This window comes from Actinoplanes sp. URMC 104 (assembly GCF_051386375.1).
Lineage (GTDB): Bacteria > Actinomycetota > Actinomycetes > Mycobacteriales > Micromonosporaceae > Actinoplanes.
Genome location: NZ_JBPQTO010000001.1, coordinates 117,952 through 135,401 on the forward strand (window position 1 = coordinate 117,952; position 17,450 = coordinate 135,401).

The window sequence follows — 17,450 nt, forward strand, 5'->3', positions numbered from 1 at the left end:
CGGGCTGGAAGGTCGGGTGTTGGTGGTGCGGGGCGCGGCCGGCCGCGCGCGGGCGCTACAGCAGCGAGAGCTGCTCCATCTCGGCGAGCACGTCGTCCCACGCGCTGACCGGGGAAGGCTCGACGGCGGCGACCTCGACGGCGGGTGCGTCCGGGTCGGTGCGCCACAGCAGCGCGGCCCGGTCGAGCGGGTCGAGGTCGGTGTTCGGGTCGAGCCGGTCGGCGTACGCGGTCAGGTAGATCGCGGCCAGCCGGTCGGGTCCGCCGCGCCAGGTGTGCTGCTGCTCGGTCAGCTCCTCTTCGGGGGCGTCCTCGTGGAGGCCCCACGCGAACCGCATCGCGGCCTGCACCCGGGCGTAGCGCTGGCGTTCGGCGTCGCTGACCGCGAGCAGCCCGCCCGCTGAGATCAGCCGGGACCACACGGAGACGGGCGCCCGCTTGGTCGGCGGCTTCTGCCACAGCTCGCGGGCCACCTTGAGCGCCTCGCGGTAGGTGTCGCCGTCGGCGCAGCAGGGGCACAGCGCCACGGACGGGCCGACCATGTCGTACTCGGCGGCGTCCAGGCTGAACCCGGCGGAGTGGTTGCCGAGCACGCCGCGCGGGTCGTTGTCGCCGTCGTCGAACGCCCACAGCAGCAGCCCGCACCGCCAGCACTGCGCCCGGTAGCGCAGCACCCGGTCCTGGTTGCGCCAGGCGTCGCGCCACACCTGCACGGGGGCTTCTTGCGCGGCGCGGGTGGTCACCCACGGCGTGGACACCGGCACCGGCTCGACGGCGTCGGTGTAGTGCCGGAACACCCAGGCGGGCTGGTCGTTGAGCGGCACGGCCGGGCGGACCAGCCAGATCAGGGTCGTCGTGGGGCCGCCCTTGCCGAACGCGTTGTCGGGCAGCCGCCGGAACCCGCCGAAGTCCTTGACGAGCTGGCGGATGTCCTTGTGCGCGCGGTCCTGCCGGAACTCGAATCCGCTGGGGACGATGGCGACCAGGCGGCCGCCGGGCTCCAGCAGCCGCCAGGCGAGCAGCACGTGGTCGATCCACAGGGCGGCGTGGCCGGTCACCGAGAACGGCGGGTTCATCACCACGGCGTCGAACACCTCGCCGCGCTCGAGCGCGCCGGCCGCGTACGCCTCGAACGTGGAGCCGACCACGGTGACGGCGTCGTGCGCCCCGATCAGGGCGGCACGTCCGGGGTGCGGCTCGACCGCGACCAGCTCGACCTCGTCGTTGGCGTCGAGGACCGCCTGGACGATCTGGCCGGTCCCGGCGGACGGCTCCAGCACGCGGGCGCCCTTGGGTAGCGACCGGATCTCGCTGTACGGGGCGGTGACGATCTCGTCGGCCAGCGCCTGCGGGGTGGCGACGAACCCGTCGGTCTTGCGGACCGACTGGACGACGCCGTTGTCGATGGTGGCCTGCACGCCCGGGCGCGGGTCGAACGGGAAGTCGAACCGGCTCGTGCCGCGTGCGTACGTGCCGCCGAGCATGGTGAGCGTCTTGCTGACGGACAGCCACGTTTCGCGGTCGAGCTGCTCGGTGATCGTGATGCTGGTGCGTGTCTTGTCGGCCGTGAGCAGGGCGTGCTTCGCCTGCTCATCAAGCTGGTGCATGATGAGTTCTCCTGGATGTGTTGGGAACCGTTCGGGATGCGCGGCCGGGCTCGGGGTGCCTCCCGTTACGCCCGGCCGCGCGCTTGTCCGCAGGCCGTCAAAACGTCCTGTACGGAAGATCCGTACAAAGCTATCGAGCAGGGTTCGGCCACCGCAAAACCCCAGCTCAGATGGGTTGAACCCCCTTGCGCACACACACGCCGCGCGCCGCGCCTACCCCGCGGACACGCACCCGCACGCCAGCGGCCCGTCGTGGTCGTGGCCGTGCAGGTCCTCCACCGCGCCCGCCTTCGCGCACCGCTCGTGCGTGCCATCGCCGCGCCCCGACGCGGGCGGCTCACACTCGACGTGCACACCGTTCGAGTGCAGCCCCCACACGTAGTCGCCCCAGCTCACGCGCCCACCCCCGTGTACCGCACGTACACGCGGTGCTCCCCGCCGACCTGCCAGTGCTCCGCCTCGAACCCCGGCCCGAACTCCCGGCCGCTGTTCACCCGCTCCGCGTGCGCCACACCGCGCGTCTTGCGGTCGTGACGCGCCACGATCGCAGGAACGTTCGGCCGCGCCCGCAACGCCGCCGCGATCTCCACGCCGGTCAGCTTGTCCGGCCAGTGCCGCGTCGGCGGCTCCTCCCACGTCAGGCTCACCCGCGACAGTTCAAGGTGCTCATCCACAGCGGCCAGCGCCGCCTCCTCCTGCTGCTGCATCGTGTTCCCTTCGGCCACGGGCTCGGGCACCACGCCCTCGCCCCCACGGCAACGGCCCGGCCAGCGCACGCACGCGCGCCGGCCGGGCCGCCACCGAAGGGACGCCCCGCGCCGTCAGGCCATCGGCTCGTGATCCCCGATCAGCGGGTCACCGGCGCGGTCACCCACCACGTCGGCGCCGCACGCCGTCCCGTCGTGCGCCGACCACCGCCCGCCGCCGACCCGGTGCAGCACCTTGTGGCACTTGCGGCACACGTGCTCGACGACCTGCCACGTCCAGTGCGCGCCGACCGCGAACAGCCCGTCCGCATTCGCCCTGATGACCGTGCGCATCGGCTGCTCACCCGGCCGCAGCTCGCCCCCGTCCGCGTTGTACTGGCCGCTGAGCAGCACCACCGCGTCCGGCCCGTCCCACGCCAGCGTGTCCGTCAACGGCGCGGTCAGCTTCAGCGCCGCGCACTCACGCCGGATCGCGTCCACCGTGTCCCCGTCGAACAGCGGGCAGCACCGGCCCGGCCCGGCCAGCACACTCGCCGGGTACGCGAACGCCTCGTCGTACGTCACCCATGCCTGCCTGCGCTCGGGCTTCACGTCCTGCTCGGCAAGCGGGCGAAGCAGGTTCTCGATCTCGTCGATGGTGGTCACGGTGTGTCCTTTCGTGGGGGGGTGAAGGGCTGGAACAGCAGCCGCCGCCCCGGTGGTCGGTCCGGGGCGGCGGCGTGGAGCGGGCATCGGTCAGCGGGCGGCGGCCCTCGCGGCGGCGCGCACCGCGTCGAGCGCGTCGCCGAGCGGCACCTCGACGATCGCGGCGCGGGACACGCCCGGCCAGTAGCGGTTGCGGTCGCCGCCGAGCGTGGCGAGCCGGTGGCCGTCCACGCCGCTGTGGCCGAGCACGACGAGCGGGTCGCCCGGCTTCGCACCGCGGATGATGCGCTCCCGGATGGGCGTGACGACCTTGCCGACCGGCAGCGGCGGCAGGCCCTGCATGACGGGGGCGGGCGTCGGCTCACCCGCGGCCGGGGCGGGCAGCAGGTAGTCCGGGTTGATGCGCAGCCCGCGGCCGTCCAGGTTGCGCTCGTCCTTGATGAGAACGTTCGTCCGCAGGTTCTCCGCGGGCACGACCTTGAAGACGATCCCGACGTACTTGCGGGTGACCTCGGGGTCGATGATGACGCGCGAACCGACAGGGAACTTGGTGGCAGGCACAGGCACTCCTCGTGCGAAAGGTGGGTTGGATCAGCGGCAGGGGCGGGGCTTGCCCGGAGCCGCTCGGGAACGGTTCAGACGCCGGTCGCCAGGGCGACCGCAGTGGCCTCGATCAAGGCCGCGCCGAGGTCTTCGATGTCGGCGACACCGTCGACCACGACCCACGCGCCCTTCACCTGGCAGACCCGCCAGACGATGTAGGGCGCGTGCTCGCGGTACTCGTCGTCGGTGTAGGCGACCGCGACGAACACCGCGAAGTCGGTGGGGATCGGCAGCCACGCGACGATGTCGCAGCCGTCGATCCTGTCGGGGATGGTCAGCCGCACAGCGCCACCAGCCCGGTCACGTACGCGTCCGCGAGCTCGCGCGCCTGGCCGCTCTCGGCGAACTCGTCGCCGTGCAGCCGCTCCTGCACGGCCGCCGCGAGCGGCGTGTGCTCCAGCCCGGCCGGGATGTCGAAGTCGCCAATGGCGTGCAGGCACAGCACCAGCGACGCCGCGTCGGTGTGGCCGTGCAGCGCCAGCAGCAGCGCCAGGTCGTCGGCCTCCGGGCACGTGAGCGCCTCGAAAGCGCGGCTGCGGATCGTGTCGTGGTTCTCGACGAACTGCTTCGCCAGCGACGCCACCGTCCGAGCCGTGGCGGTCAACGCCCGCCCGCCGGCCGGCGCGCCCGCGCCCGTGACGTGCTGCATGACCGGCGGCATCCCGAGCAGCTCCCGCGCCGACCTGACCAGCCCGTTCAGCGCCTCGAAGTCCTCGCCGCCGTCGTGCTCGAACGGCTTGCCGTCGACCGTCTCGCCGGGCAGCGCCATCGCGGCCGCGCTGCGGGTGAAGTCGTGCATCGCCTCGACGGCGTCGACCACGTGCAGCAGGTCACCGCCGCAGCCGACGCACACCCGGTACTGCGGGGCGGCGTTCTTGAGCGCCTTCTGCTCGTCGAGCGCGGCCACCTGGGCGAGCACGCCGAGCAGGTCGACCACGAACACGTCCGACTCGTTGATGTCCCAGTCCGGGTGCTCGACGTCGACGGTCGGGAACGCCTCCCAGCTGGCCGCGGCGTGGAGCGAGTCCTCGACGGTCAGCTTGGTCGCCTCGTCGAGGTTGGGCAGCTTCACGCCCTCGGGCACGTCCACGTCGAAGTCGGCGGCGAGCAGCACCGCGCCGCTGGCGTCGCGGACCGCGATCAGGTGTGCGCAGCAGCCGCACCTGCCCTCGTTGAACGTCAGCGTCGCGGCGGTGGGCAGCACGTCGAGCACCGTCCGGGCGGCGGCGGCAGCGCGCCGCAGGTGCGCCTCCCGCTGGGCGGTCTCGGCGATCGTGCGGGCGGCCAGGAACGCGGGGTCGTTCGCGGTGTAGAAGCGGGCGGTCAGGGTGTCGGCGGGCACGGCGAGCACGGTGGCGGTCTGGGTCACGGTGGTTCCTTCCGTTCGGGCGGGCTGGGCGGTCGATGGGGCGGTGGCGGCGGTGGTCACGCGGTGCCGCTGTGGTGCACGGGCTCGCCGTCGACGGCGACGACGAGCGGGTACGCGGCGGCGTCGGCCGGGTCGCGCAGGCCGGTGTGGACGCCGACGTACAGGTCGGGGTGGCCGGTCGGCTCCTCGCCGTTGTTGTGCGTGCCGGCGCGGCCGCGCACGATCAGCTCGACGCCGTGCACGGTCACGGACACCTGTTCGAGGCGGTCGTCGTTGTCGCTGCCGGGCTCCGTGTCGTGCGCGGTCAGGTGCAGCGCCTCGTGCACCTCGCGGTACAGGCTGATGAGCCGTTTGCCGACGGGCGCCTGACGGGCGGGCTGGAAGCGGTAGTCCTGGAACAGTCCGTTGAGCCGCTCGATCTCGTCGAGCAGCTGCGCGATGCGGGTGGTCACGCGATCACCTGCACCCGCATCGGCACCTCGGCGACGACGAGCATCGTGTCGGCGGTGGGGATGGCCAGCTCGTGCCCGTACGTGTCGGTGACGGTGATGACGGCCGCGTCCAGGTCGGTGTGCGCGGCGACCTTGCGCCAGTCACCGCCGCGGTAGATGACCGCGCCGACGGCGATCGTGTCGGCGGGGGTGCCGTACGAGAAGCGCGGCGTGCGGTGCGGCGACATGCCGAGCAGCACGGCCGGGTCGGTCTCGGGGCGGGCGGGGCGCAGGGCGGCGAGGACGTTGAGGGTGAGCAGCAGCAGGGCCATGACGGATCTCCGTTCGGTCGTGTGTGCGGGGCTGGAATGCGAAGCGCCGCCCCGGTCGGTCCGGAGCGGCGCGGTGTCGTGTGTGCGGGTCAGCCCGCGAGGCGGAACGCGGCGCCCTCGAAGTGCCGGTGCGCGTTGCCGAACACGTGCAGGTGGGCGTTGCCCGAGCGGTCGCGCCAGTCGCGTGCGCTGTCGTCCCAGTCGCCGAACCCGACGACGGGCACGCGCAGCTCCTCGCCGTTCGCGGCCAGTTCGCGGCGGAACAGCGCGGCGCGCCGGTCGTTGCTGCCGACCAGGTGCTCGGACACCGGCGTCGCGGCGTAGACCGCCATCAGCACCTCGATGGCCGCGTACATCCACGTGCCCTGCATGAAGATGCGGGACTCGCCCCAGCCGTACCCGATGAACTCGCGCCAGCCGTTGAGGCGTTCGGCTTCCATGCGGGCGGCGATCCGGTCGGGCACGAGCAGGTACTCGACGCCGGTCCAGGAGGCGACGGTGCGGACGTTCGCGGTGGTGAGGACGATCGGGGCGGTGGCGGTGGCGGTCGGCATGGCAGGTGTCCTTTCGTGCGGGCGGGCCGGGAGACGAGTCCGGCCGCAACCCCGGTGGGGTCGCGGCCGGCGTGTGCGTGCGGGCGGGTCAGCGCTTGGCGGCGTCGCGCGTCGTCCGGCGGGTGCGGGGCGCGGTGGTCTTCTTGGCGCTGCCGTTGTTCGGGCGGGCGTAGCGCTGGCCGCGCAGCGGGGGGCGCTTGGCGTCGAGGGCGATGACCGCGCCCTGGCAGGTGTTGCGCAGCTCGGCGGGGGCGGCCAGGCACATGTAGTGGCCGCAGCCGGGCTCGTCGACGGCGCAGCCGCAGCCGTGGGCGCAGGTGGGGCAGCGGCCGCTGATCTCGGCGACGGTGGCGGTCATGCGGCCACGCTCGTCGGTGTTCCACGCGCTGCCGACGGTGTATCCGGCGTGGCGCTTGAGCAGGCGGGTGGCCTCGTCGGCGGGGTTCGTGTTGCGCAGGACCAGGCGCTTGACGTCGAACTCGAACGCGACGAGTTCGCCGTCGACGACGACGCGCAGCAGCGCGGTTCCGGTGGCGTCGATCTCGACGACGGCGGTGGTGTCGGTCGTGGTGGCGGGGGCGGCGGTGGCGATGGTCATCGGAGTGCCTTTCGTACGTGGGTGTGTGGGGTTGACCGGCGTGCGCCGGTGGGTGTGTGTCTGTGTGGGCGGCCCGTGTTCTGTACGGACGATCCGTACAACAAGCTACGGCGGACCGCCCCGACGGGGCAAACCCGCAGCTCACATGGGGTTTGGCTTGCGCATGTGCACACACGCACACACGCACCTGCACGCAGGTGCACGCCCGCCGGCGGGGGCGGGCGCGCACCCGCGCTCACGCGCTCAGCGGCCGAACGTCGTCGGGTACGTCTTCGCCGCCGACATCGTGCCCACGGTCGCCCACGTCATCTCATCGGAGAACCGGTCAACCGCCAGCCTGCGCCCGCGCTCCACGTTCGCCAGCGCGGTCATGTGCGACACGTACGGGCCTAGCAGCAGCACCGTCCGGCCCGAGTGCCGCGCGACCACGTAGAACCGCGCGCCCGGCCGACGCTTGATGCGCGGCAGCGGGTCCTGCCGGAACCTCCTGCGCAGGTACCGCTTCGCCGCGTCCAAGTCGTTGATGCCCGTGCCCAGGTAGCCGCCGCTCATCGCTGCGCCGCCGCGTACTCGTCCAGAAGCTCACCGAACAGCTCACCGACACCGTCCGGCTCGCCCGCGCCCTCGAGCGCGGCCGCGGGCGCCGCCGCGGCAACCGGCTCGGCGTCGTCCGGCACCGGCTTCGCGGACCACCACGCGTTACGCGGCCGGTCGACGAACCGGAACGTGCCGCCCGCATCGCGCACCCGCAGCGTCACACCGTCGTTGGTGGACCTCTCGACCACCTCGCACACGCCGTGCTCGCCCGTGTCGACCGCGAACCCGACCGGCGGGTTCTTCAACGTCGCCGTCCGCACGCCCCCCGCGACAGCCGCGAGTTCCACCTCGTCCCACAGGTGGTCGAGCGCGCCGACGACCGCCTCCACGATCCGGGCGCGCGCCGCGTGCGGACCGCGTTCCTGGTCGATCCCGGCCTCCACGCACCGCCCGCCGACGTACACGGCCGCGAACCAACCCGTCGCCGACGACAGCGCCGACGCGCGGCCCTCGTACGACAGCACCCGCACGTCGTACGACCCGTTCATGCCACCCGGGCGCGGGTCGGACGCCTGGAACGTCACCCCGTGCACCTTCCGCTCGCCCTGGCGAACGTCGGCCCACCCGTTGTTGGCGACGTACACGCCGCCCCGCTGGGTGTGCATCCCCGTCTCGCGGCCGATCGTCGTGGCCAGCGCCCGCGCCTCGGTCACGTCGCCGAACTCCCACTTGGTCGCGAACAGCGGCACCTCGATCCGGTCGCGGTCCAGCGGCGTGTCCACGGGCGGGTAGCCGCTGCACCCGTCCGTCCAGCAGCCCGCCTCGCCCGGGTCGTGCTCGCACCGGTCCGGCTCGGCCGCGGCCGCCGGCACCCGCACGTGAACCGTCTTGGGGAGCCACCGCCTCCGGCCGGTCGTGTTCAGCCGCGACCGGCCCTCCCACATCTGCTCGACCGCGCTCGCCTCCACGCCGAAGTGCTCGGCGATCGCCACCGTCACCGCGTGCGGGTCGACCTCGCCAGGCTTGTGCGAGATGTCGACGATCCGCACGTCGTCCCGGAACACCTGCCAGCGCGTCTTCGTCGCGTACACGCGCTCGTCCACCTTGAGCGCGACCGTCTGTGTGTCTGCCATGACCTGCTCTTTCATCTGCGTATGCGATCGGGGGTCGGGTGGCACCGTGGTGCGCGCCGCCTGGGCGCGCACCACCGGGCCGGGAAGGTCAGGTCAGGCGTTCGCCCGCTGGGGCGCGCACTCCTGCAGCGCGCCGATCACCGCGTCGTCGATCGCCTCGATCGCCCGCTTGAGGTTGCCCGCGCCGGGGAACTCGACGACCAGCAGCTTGTTCGGGCGGGCCTCCTTGTCGAGCGTGACCGTCGGCATCTCCACCAGCGCGCCCTTGCTCATGTCGTCGCGCAGGCACGCCATGACGCCCGACCGCATCGCCTTGAGCCGCGTGCCGACCGGCAGCACGTACGTGCGCTTGCCGCCCACGTTGGTCGGCGCGGCCACCCCGAACGCGGCCCACTCGCCCTCGTCGACGCCCGCGGCCGCCTGCACCACCGGGGCGGGCTTCGGCTTCGCGGCCGCGTCCGCCGCGACGGCTCGCTGCGCCGCCCCGATCAGCCGCGTCTGGCCCGGCTCGACCGACGGCTTCGCGGCCGCCTTCGCCCGGGCCACCGGCTGCGGCACGGCGTCCACCTCCGCCTGCGGCAGCACCCCGGCGACGGCCAGCGCCCCCGACACGGCCGCCTCGATCACGGCCGGGTGCATCCCGGCCATCGCCTCACGCAGCCGCGCCTCGATCGGGCTCACACCGGCTGCGTCGCCGAGCACGACCTCGACGCGCTCGGGCTCGGGCTCCGGCACGACGATCTCGACCGGCTCGTCGTCGGCCAGCTCCGCGTCCGCGCCGGCCGCGTCCGCGACCTCGTCCTCGCCGTCGACCTCGGCGGCCTCGTCACGGGCGGCCGCCGCGAGCGCGTCGTTCTGCGCCTGCACCGCGATGCCCTCCTGCGACAGCTTGAACTCGATCGCCTTGCGCAGGTCCGCCCACCCGAACGTGGTCTGGTTGCTGCGGACGAACCGGTGCTGCGGCGCCAGCTTCGCGCCCGTGTCCACCAGCTCCAGCGCCCCCGCGAAGTCGCCCGACTTGAGCTTCGCGAACGCCTCGATCGACAGCGCGTTCACGTCCAGCTTCGGCTCGCTGACGATGACCGGCGACTTCTCCTGCTGCTTCACGTGCGTGCCCTCCTGCGTGATCCCGGCCGCCGAACCGTTCGACGGCCACTCCCCCAGCGCCGTGTGCGCCGGGATGCCTGCACCGAGCGCCTGACCGTGCAGCCGCTCGGCGTCCTGCTGCGTCGCGAGCGCCACGAACACCCGCTTGCCGTGCTCGTCCTCCACGGGCATCGACGCGAGCACCCGCTCGCGGCCGTAGCCGTCGATGACCTTCTCGACGCCCGCGACCGTCGCCTCGGGCACGAACTGGCCCGCCCGCAGCACGGTCACCTGCATCACGACCATGTGCACGAGCCCGTCCAGCGGGTTCGGCTCGTCGGCCTTCGCCGCCGCGGCCGCGTCCGCCGCCGCCTGCTGCCGCGCCGCCTTGTGCACGTTGGCCCGCAGCGTCGTCCCGCACCGGCACTTCGTGGTCGCGTTCGGCGCGCGCCCGTCCTGCACGGCCGCCACGAACGCGTGCGGCACGGTGCGGTCCAGCACGCCCTCACCCGCCTGCGGCTGCGCCTGGGCGACCGCCTCGGCCATCGCCGCCGGGGTCGGCTCGGCCTTCGCGGGCGCCGCCGGCGTGGGCGTGACCGGCTTCGCCTTCGCCGCCTTCGCCGCCTTCGCCGTGCCCGCGCCCGCCGCCTGCTCGCGCGGCGTGGCGATCGGCGCGCCGTACCCGGCCTCCAGGCGCACCGCCATGAGCACGTTCGTGACGCCCGGCAGCACGTCCCCGTCCGCGTCCAGCGGCTTGACCGTGACCGGCTTCGACGCGTCCACCACGCCGAGACGCACCCGCTTGACGCCCGTCGTCTTGAGCGCGTCCGCCAGGTAGGCCGGGTTCACGCCGAGCGCGAACGGCTCACCGGCGGCCGCGACGACCTCGCAGTCAACGTCCTCCGCCGCGCCGCCGAGCGAGTCGTCGTACGCGTCGTCGGTGGGCACCCGGCCGCCCTGCATCACGAGCGCGTCGTCGGCGAACCGCAGCACCACCGGGTCGGCCTTGCCGAGCACCGGCGAGATCCGCTCGGCCGTGTCGACCAGGTCGGCGACGTTCACGTCGAGCTCGTACGCGAACGTCGCCGGGATGACCTTTCGGATGGGCGGGTAGTTCGTGCCGTCGAGCAGGCGCATGACCACCCGCACGCTGCCGCACTCAACGCCCAGCCAGCCCTCCAGCGTGCCCTGCTGCTCGTGGGCGATCGTCACGGCCGCGCCGCCGCCCAGCTTCACCATCGCGGCCGTGACCTCCGCGAACTGCCTGCCGACCGGCAGCGCCTCGAACGCGCCCTCGCCAGCCCACGGCAGCTCGCGCAGCGCCAGCCGGAACCGGTCGGTCGCCAGCAACGCCAGGCTGTCCGCGTCCGCCTCCAGGCGCACGCCCGTCATCATCGGCAGGGTCTCGTCCTTGCCCGCGTGCTTGGCGACCTGAGCGACCGCCACCGCCAGCGGCTTCGCGTCGACCACGCCCACGACCGGCGGCATGTCCGGCCGCGTCGGGTAGTCCTCGATCGGCATGGTCGGCACCGTGAGCGTGGACGCGCCGTTCGACACGCGCAGGTTCGCGCCCTCGTCGGTCAGCGCGACCGGGCGACCCTTCGGCAGCTTCTTCACGATCGCGGTCAGCTTCGCCGCGCTCACGAGCACGCTGCCCGCCTGCGCCAGCTTCGCGCCCGGCAGCGTGACCCGGCGCGCCTGCTCGTAGTCGAACGCTTCGACGACCACGGCCTCGCCGTCGCTGGCGAGCACCAGGCCCGCCAGCACGGGAACGGCGGGCCGGTTCGGGATGGACTTCGCGACGAACGCCAGCGCGGCCGCCAGTTCGGGCTGAGGGACGGTGAACGACAGCTTCGCGCTCGCCTGGGTGGTGGTGGACATGGGTGGGAACCTCCGGTGTTCGTGCCCGGCCGTGCCTGACCGGGCGGGATCGGGATGCGGGACGGTCGTCCCGGCACCACTCGGCGACCGCCGGCGTGTGTGTGCGCCAGCGATCACCGGGCAGCGCCGGTCAGCGGTCCGCCTTCGCACGCAGCTGGCGGGCGGGCGCGGTCATCAGCGCCGCGCCGGGGCAGGAGTTGCGCTTCACGTACGCCCCGCGCCCCCAGCAGCCGAGGTGCTCGCAGCCGTCGCTGCCCTTCGTGCAGGCGCAGCCGGACACGCACGTCTCGCAGCGGCCGGGGATCTCCGCGACCGGCACCGTGAAGCCGCCGGTCTTGCGGTCGCGCCGCCACGCACCGGCGGGGGCGTAGCCGAGCGACCGGCGCATCTGCTTCGCGCCCTCCACCGCGACGGCCTCCACGAGCGGGCGGTGCGTGCGGTTGCGGGCGATGACGCCGTGCAGGTCGATGGGCAGTTCGACGGTCGCGCCGCCGACCGTGACGTGCAGGACCGGGCGGGTGTGGGCGGCGTGCAGGGTGGCGCTGATCGGGGGGTTCGTGTTCGCGGTCATGTGCGTGTCCTCTCGTGAAACGGCGAAGCCCCCCGGCCGGACGGCCAGGGGGCGTTTCGTGCGGGGGTGGGGGCGGGTGGTCAGCCAGCGAGCGCGGGGGCGAGCACCTCGTCGAGGTGGTCGGCGGCCGCCGCGCGGCGCGCCTCGAACCAGCACGAGCGGTGCAGGGCGAAGTCGTGGTCTTTCGCGTACTCGTGCACGTCGAACCCGGCCTTCACGATCGCGCCGTCGACGTACGCGACCGCCCAGCGCGGGCGGTACCGGCGGGTGAGCGCGCCGTCCCACATGAGCACGAGCACGTCGCGCCCGTTGGCCTTGCAGGCGAAGCCGTGGATGTCGCGCGGGCTCACGGACAGGTCGAGCAGCTTGCCGTCGGTGACGTTCACGCCCTGGGCGTGCAGCGAGCGCATGAGCGACGCCCACAGCCTCGGGTCGTTTCCCGTGAGCGGGTGCGCGCTCAGGTGGTCGACCTCGTGGGTGTCGATGAACGCCACGTCCGCGGGCGGGTAGCCCTTGCAGGCGGGCAGGTCGCAGCCGGGCGTCTCGGGGGTGTGTGTGCAGGCGGTGGTGTGCGTCGTGGTCATCGGCTCGGCCCTTTCGTGTGTGTGTCCGTGCGTTCCGGCGCTGTACGGTCGGTCCGTACAGCGGTTGAGTTGAGCCGACATAAGATCACACCCTCCGGATTCTGTCAAATGCCCAGGTCAGAGCCATGATCCGACCCCCGGCCCCCTTATGCGCGCGCCCCCGCAAACCCCGCGCCTGCGCCCGCGCACCCGCCCGCACACACGCCCACACCCGCGCCGGCCTCCCCCGCGCGCACGCGCCGGCGGCCCGCCCGCGCGCCCGCGAGCAGCCCGAACCCCGCCCAACCCCACGCCCACCCGCGCCCGCGCACGCACCCGAGACGCACACCGACCGGCACAGCAGCGACCTCCCCACGCCCAGGCGCCCGCGCACCCCCGCGCGTACGCCCCCGAAAGCCAGCCACGCCGACCCCGCCTGCGCGCGCACGCCAGCGCCCGAGAGCACGCCGGATTCGCCGCCCGCGCGCCCGCCGGCGGGCGTACGCGCGCGCGTGCCGGCGGGCGCGCGAAACGGATTCACCGCGCCGACCGCGCGGCCGCCCGTACGCGCCCCTCCGCACGCTGGCGCGTACGCCAGCGCGTACGCGTCCGCCACGCCAGCGCGTACGCCCGCCGCGCACGGGCACGCGCCCGTACGCCCGTACCGGCGCACTGCGCACGGGCACGCGCCCGCCGCGCGCTACGCCCGTACCGGCGCACGGGCACGCGCCCGCCGCGCCCGTACCGGCGCACGGGCGGCCGTCGCGCGCGCGGCGGCGGGAACGGCCCTCAGACGGCCGCAGACGGCCGCAGACGGCCGCGCCGGTACGCGCGCCCGCCCCGCCCGGTCCGCCGCCGCAGACGGCCGCACAGACGGCCGCGCGTACGGTCCATCCGTACACGCGGCGGGGGCGGAAACGGCCCTCAGACGGCCGCAGACGGCCGCAATCGTCGCGCCGGTACACACACGCGCCCCGCCCGTTCCGGCGCGCACAGCGGCGCACAGACGGCCGCCGCCCGTACCGGCGCACGGGCACGAAAAAGCGCCCGCCCCCATGCCGGGGGCGGGCGCGTAGGCAGGCACGCACGGACACGAAAAAGCGCCTGCCGTCCCCGTGCGCACGGGGACGGCAGGCGCGTGAAATCAGGGGCGGGCGCGCCGGATACGCGCCCGCCCGCCCGCCGATCAGGCGGCCGCGAACATCTCCGCCACCGCGCGGTCGATCACCGCGTGCGCGGCCTTGTCGACGGCCGCGCCGTCCGCCCGGTACGCGACCAACTCGCCGTTCTCGCGCTTGACCGAAACGCCCGTGATCTTCGCCGCCGCGAGCGCCTTACGCGCGGCCGTCGCCGCCTGCTTCAACGTCGCGCCGTCCATCGCGGCGGGGGCGGCGGTCGCGGCCGCCTGCTTCGCGGGGGCGGCCGCCTTACGGGTGACCGTGACGGGGGCGGCGGCGGACGCCTTACGCGCCGACCGCTTCGCGGGGGCGTCCGGCGTGGACACGCCCGCCGTCGCCTGCTTCGCAGCAGCGTCCGCCGCGCCGACAGCGGCCGCGATCGCGGCGGCCGTGATGGCGGGGTCAACGTCGGCCAGTGCGGCGGCGATCCGCTCCGCGAGCGTCGACGCGGCCGCCACCTCGGCGGCGGGGGCGGGCGTCGCCTTACGCGCCGACCGCTTCGCGGGGGCGGGGGCGGCGGGCGCGGCGGCGGCGGGGGCGGGGGTCGCCTTACGCGCCGACCGCTTCGCGGGGGCGGACTTGCCCGCCCCCGTGAGGTCGACCACGACGACGTTGTGCGCCGCCCATGCGTCGACGCACTCCGCAACCGCGCCCGGCGCGGCGTCCGTGACCCAACCCTTCACGCCCGCGGCGTCGTCCTTCACGAACGTCCACCCGAGACCCTGCCCGCCCATGAGACGCCCGCCGCGCCCGAAACCCTCGATGTGGAACGGGGCGTCGACGAGCATGACCTGGCCGTCCCCGTACGGGTGGACGGTCGGGATGGCGGGAGCCTTACGGGTACGGGCGGCGGGGGCGGCGGCGGCGGTCGTCTTGCGCATGTCGTGTCTCCGTTTCGTGTGTCGCTGTACGGACGATCCGTACAGCGGTGGTGCGGCACAGACGTTTCACGTAGCGGCTCCATTCTGTCAATTGTGAACTGGATCACACTTGTATTTGCCCAGGTCAGACAGGGTGGGCGCCGTCCAACCGTCTCACATTTTGAGACCATGGTGGCATTGTCCCTACATCCAAACGGGGCCGGTCGGCGGCCGTCGCCGCCGCCCCTCCGCCCCTGCCTACGCGCGTATAGGGGTAGGCCCCCCCGCCCGGGGGTGAAATCGCCGCCTCGGCCGGTTCGGCAATCCGCCCGCCGGACGGGATAGAAAACTTCCAGGCCGTCAGGATTTTCGAGAATGTCCGAATTGGTCGCGCAGCTCGAGCGGCCGGCACCAGCCACCAGCTCGGCGGATCCACGGCGACCGCGGCGCCCGAACGCAGACGCGCGCCCCGCGAGCGCTGCTGATAACCCCGGTTATCAGCGGTCGCCAGCGCTCGCGGAGCGCCTTCGACACCTGCCGCATAGAATCCGCCAGCGCGCGACAGGAGGCCAGCCATGCTCAAGACAATTCTCAGAACGCTCACCGGACGGGGCGTGCCTGACCGTGACACAAAAGCCACGCGGACGTTCTACGGCTGGCGCTGCCCGTGCGGGGGGCACGACCGCGGAGGCTTCGGCTTTCGTTCCGACGCGGAGTATGCCGCCCAGCGGCACCAGTGGAAGAAGGGCATCGGCCATCCGATGCCAGAGATCCACTCGTTCGAGGAAGACATCGAATAAGGCACAGATCAGGTTCCGCTGCCGGGGCTCGTCATCGCTCGGGGCCGACCGTCCACCTGCTGGTTGGGGGCATCTGCGGCTCATCGGCCAAGGTGACGCCGAGCGTCGCGGCGACGCGCGCGTACTGGTCGGTGCGGTCGGGCATGTCCGGGTACTGGGTGGCCAGCCAGCGCTGCCGTTCGGCGTGTGCGAGCCAGGCCGCGGTGATGTCGGCCGGGGCGAAGCCGGTGACTTCGGCGAGCTGGTCGACGGTGGCGCCGCCGGTCAACGCTTGGTGGATCATGCCGGGCAGCATGCGCTGCAGGTGATAGGCCAGGGACGCGGCCACAGCCAGCTCGTCCAGGTCGTGTTCGACGGTGCGGACCTCGAACCCCTTGGCCTCTGCCACCTCGCGCGTCACGCGTGGCGGCCGGGACGCTACGTCGCCGAACCGCTGGGCCAAGGAGTACGGGTTGTGTTCGCGCTGGCTCGGGTTTCCGGTGTACTTCGGCCGGCCGGTCATGCAGCCGTGTCTGCGTCGGCCGCCGCGACGTCGATGACGCGCAGCGGGAGCTTGTCGGTGTACGGGCCTTGGGTGTTCGGTTCCACGGTGAGCCGGACGAGGCGGTCCGGCAGCTTCGCGAGCTTGTCCATGGCGGCGTTGCTGACGACGAGGGTGTAGTTGATCGGCTCCTCGCCTTCGCCTTCGCCGAGGATCTCGTCGAGGGCGATGACGACCATGGCGAGGTTCTCGCCGGCGTCGACGCTGGTGGCGGTGACGCGGGCCGGGCTGATCGTGAACGGCGCGGTGGTGGCCTTGCTCCGTTGCGCTCTCGCGAGCGGGCCGTGTTCGACGTTCAGCCCCGCCGCCCGCGCCCGGTCGACGTCTTTGGCCGCCTCGTCGGCCACCGAGCCGTCACTCTTCCCGGGGTACGCGTCAGCGATCAGATCCGCGGCCACGTCCCGGAACTGGCGGCGCTCGCGGCCGCCGCCGACGCCGCCGACGCCGTGGCGCTCGCGCCAGCCGTCGTCGGTGGGCAGGCCGAGGTTGTCGACGGCGGTGACCTTCTGGTCGAGGTGGACGCGGGTGAAGTTGGCGGCCTTGATGATGGCGTTCATGGGGTCGCGGGTCGTGCGGGCGATGTCGAAGGCGAGTTGCAGGGCGGCGTGCTGCTCGCCCTGGCCGATCTGCTGCTCGAGGTCGGCAACCCAGGTCTCGATGCACCAGAGCAGGTGGTCGGCGAGGGCCTGGCCGTTGAGGTCGCCGGCGCCGACCGCGCCGTACTTCGGGTCGTGCTGCATCAGGGTGGTGCGCATGGCGTCGGCCAGCGGGACGTAGTTGTCGGGGTCGTCGATGTGCGTGGTCATGGTGGTCAGCTCCTGGCGTTTCGCTGGGCAGGGACGATCGGGCAGCGGCGGCAGCGTTTGCGGCGGCCGCCGATGTGCAGCTGGCGGTGGCGGTCGAGGTCGGACTCCTGCAGACCGGACCAGCTGTCCACGTCGATGACGTGGCCGCAGTCTCCGATCAGCTCGAAGGAGTGCTGGGCGCCGGGGCTGGGCGCCGGGCGGAAACGGATGTCGACGACGCGGCGCAGCCGGAAGCCGGTGTTCGTGGCGTGGGCGGTGGCGCGGCCGCGCGCGCCGGCGGCGATGTAGCCGGTCACTCGCGGTTCCGCATCTGTTCGGTGTCGATGACGGTGATGCCGTACTTCTTCCAGACCTCAACGGGGCCCGCCGTGGTGTCGTTGTCTTTCCACCAGCGGGCGACGGCGTCGCGGAGGGCGAGGTCGGCGATCGGGTTGATGCGGGAGACGCGCTCGAGCAGCGCCTGCTCGTCGATGCTCCATTTGAAGCCGTAGGACGAGTGGTCGGGGACGGGGCTGTCGCGGGCGATCTCGAAGGCGTCGGCCAGCTCCATCCAGACGATCTGGCCGAGCGTTGGGGTGAGGGCGGTGCCGTTGAGAACGTCGGCGATGCAGTCGATCTGGCCGAGGGTGAAGCTGAGCTTGCGCAGCTC

22 protein-coding genes are annotated in these 17,450 nt (G+C 73.3%); 1 reads left to right on the plus strand and 21 read right to left on the minus strand.

Features of this window, described 5'->3' with window-relative positions; translation table 11 throughout:
* Positions 1–55: 55 nt before the first annotated feature.
* The 17 genes from ACSNN8_RS00790 to ACSNN8_RS00870 all read right to left on the minus strand — a co-directional run bounded on the left by ACSNN8_RS00790 (position 56) and on the right by ACSNN8_RS00870 (position 14,675).
* Entirely contained in the window at positions 56–1,606 is a 1,551-nt protein-coding gene (locus tag ACSNN8_RS00790) for a methyltransferase (protein WP_436646181.1), read from the minus strand.
* A 213-nt stretch (positions 1,607–1,819) separates the two neighbouring features.
* Positions 1,820–2,002, minus strand: coding sequence for a hypothetical protein (locus tag ACSNN8_RS00795; RefSeq protein ID WP_436646182.1), 183 nt, complete (start codon positions 2,000–2,002; stop codon positions 1,820–1,822).
* Positions 1,999–2,343 carry a hypothetical protein gene (locus ACSNN8_RS00800; RefSeq protein WP_436646184.1) on the minus strand — a complete coding sequence of 115 codons (345 nt, stop codon included), beginning with the start codon at positions 2,341–2,343 and terminating at the stop codon, positions 1,999–2,001. Before ACSNN8_RS00800 ends, ACSNN8_RS00795 begins: the two co-directional genes overlap by 4 nt.
* 84 nt (positions 2,344–2,427) lie before the next feature.
* Positions 2,428–2,958 carry a hypothetical protein gene (locus tag ACSNN8_RS00805; RefSeq protein WP_436646186.1) on the minus strand — a complete coding sequence of 177 codons (531 nt, stop codon included), beginning with the start codon at positions 2,956–2,958 and terminating at the stop codon, positions 2,428–2,430.
* Positions 2,959–3,048: 90 nt separating this feature from the next.
* The gene (locus ACSNN8_RS00810) at positions 3,049–3,519 is read right to left on the minus strand and encodes a hypothetical protein (RefSeq protein ID WP_436646187.1); all 471 of its coding nucleotides are present in this window, start codon (positions 3,517–3,519) and stop codon (positions 3,049–3,051) included.
* Positions 3,520–3,593: 74 nt separating this feature from the next.
* Positions 3,594–3,845: a hypothetical protein gene (locus ACSNN8_RS00815; RefSeq protein WP_436646189.1), complete on the minus strand. Its 252-nt coding sequence runs from the start codon at positions 3,843–3,845 to the stop codon at positions 3,594–3,596.
* Positions 3,836–4,930, minus strand: coding sequence for a hypothetical protein (locus tag ACSNN8_RS00820; protein WP_436646190.1), 1,095 nt, complete (start codon positions 4,928–4,930; stop codon positions 3,836–3,838). Before ACSNN8_RS00820 ends, ACSNN8_RS00815 begins: the two co-directional genes overlap by 10 nt.
* Positions 4,931–4,986: 56 nt before the next feature.
* Complete coding sequence (locus tag ACSNN8_RS00825) at positions 4,987–5,382, minus strand: hypothetical protein (RefSeq protein ID WP_436646192.1); 396 nt, start codon at positions 5,380–5,382, stop codon at positions 4,987–4,989.
* A complete protein-coding gene (locus ACSNN8_RS00830) occupies positions 5,379–5,693 on the minus strand; it encodes a hypothetical protein (RefSeq protein WP_436646194.1) in 315 nt (104 codons plus the stop codon). Before ACSNN8_RS00830 ends, ACSNN8_RS00825 begins: the two co-directional genes overlap by 4 nt.
* A gap of 89 nt (positions 5,694–5,782) precedes the next feature.
* Positions 5,783–6,247 (minus strand): hypothetical protein, encoded by a 465-nt coding sequence (locus ACSNN8_RS00835; RefSeq protein ID WP_436646195.1) that lies wholly within the window; start codon positions 6,245–6,247, stop codon positions 5,783–5,785.
* Between the two features lie 88 nt (positions 6,248–6,335).
* Entirely contained in the window at positions 6,336–6,845 is a 510-nt protein-coding gene (locus ACSNN8_RS00840) for a hypothetical protein (RefSeq protein ID WP_436646196.1), read from the minus strand.
* Between the two features lie 243 nt (positions 6,846–7,088).
* Complete coding sequence (locus ACSNN8_RS00845; RefSeq protein WP_436646197.1) at positions 7,089–7,397, minus strand: hypothetical protein; 309 nt, start codon at positions 7,395–7,397, stop codon at positions 7,089–7,091.
* Positions 7,394–8,515: a hypothetical protein gene (locus ACSNN8_RS00850; protein WP_436646198.1), complete on the minus strand. Its 1,122-nt coding sequence runs from the start codon at positions 8,513–8,515 to the stop codon at positions 7,394–7,396. Before ACSNN8_RS00850 ends, ACSNN8_RS00845 begins: the two co-directional genes overlap by 4 nt.
* Positions 8,516–8,608: 93 nt before the next feature.
* The gene (gene dnaN / locus ACSNN8_RS00855) at positions 8,609–11,482 is read right to left on the minus strand and encodes a DNA polymerase III subunit beta (RefSeq protein ID WP_436646200.1); all 2,874 of its coding nucleotides are present in this window, start codon (positions 11,480–11,482) and stop codon (positions 8,609–8,611) included.
* Between the two features lie 130 nt (positions 11,483–11,612).
* Positions 11,613–12,053, minus strand: a complete 441-nt coding sequence (locus ACSNN8_RS00860) for a hypothetical protein (RefSeq protein ID WP_436646201.1) — start codon at positions 12,051–12,053, stop codon at positions 11,613–11,615.
* Between the two features lie 80 nt (positions 12,054–12,133).
* Complete coding sequence (locus ACSNN8_RS00865; protein ID WP_436646202.1) at positions 12,134–12,637, minus strand: hypothetical protein; 504 nt, start codon at positions 12,635–12,637, stop codon at positions 12,134–12,136.
* Positions 12,638–13,802: 1,165 nt separating this feature from the next.
* Positions 13,803–14,675, minus strand: coding sequence for a hypothetical protein (locus tag ACSNN8_RS00870; RefSeq protein ID WP_436646204.1), 873 nt, complete (start codon positions 14,673–14,675; stop codon positions 13,803–13,805).
* A 554-nt stretch (positions 14,676–15,229) separates the two neighbouring features.
* On the opposite strand from ACSNN8_RS00870, the gene ACSNN8_RS00875 reads away from it, so the two are divergent.
* On the plus strand, positions 15,230–15,454 hold the full coding sequence (locus tag ACSNN8_RS00875) for a hypothetical protein (RefSeq protein ID WP_436646206.1): 225 nt from the start codon (positions 15,230–15,232) through the stop codon (positions 15,452–15,454).
* Positions 15,455–15,485: 31 nt separating this feature from the next.
* Here the strand turns inward: ACSNN8_RS00875 and ACSNN8_RS00880 are convergent, their stop codons facing one another.
* From ACSNN8_RS00880 to ACSNN8_RS00895, 4 genes are all read right to left on the minus strand, one after another.
* Positions 15,486–15,956 carry a hypothetical protein gene (locus ACSNN8_RS00880; protein ID WP_436646208.1) on the minus strand — a complete coding sequence of 157 codons (471 nt, stop codon included), beginning with the start codon at positions 15,954–15,956 and terminating at the stop codon, positions 15,486–15,488.
* The gene (locus ACSNN8_RS00885; RefSeq protein WP_436646209.1) at positions 15,953–16,801 is read right to left on the minus strand and encodes a hypothetical protein; all 849 of its coding nucleotides are present in this window, start codon (positions 16,799–16,801) and stop codon (positions 15,953–15,955) included. The genes ACSNN8_RS00880 and ACSNN8_RS00885 overlap by 4 nt, the downstream gene beginning before the upstream one ends.
* 5 nt (positions 16,802–16,806) lie before the next feature.
* Complete coding sequence (locus tag ACSNN8_RS00890; RefSeq protein ID WP_436646211.1) at positions 16,807–17,097, minus strand: hypothetical protein; 291 nt, start codon at positions 17,095–17,097, stop codon at positions 16,807–16,809.
* The coding region (locus ACSNN8_RS00895) for a hypothetical protein (RefSeq protein WP_436646213.1) at positions 17,094–17,450 on the minus strand (357 nt) is incomplete at its 5' end. The genes ACSNN8_RS00890 and ACSNN8_RS00895, both read right to left, overlap by 4 nt.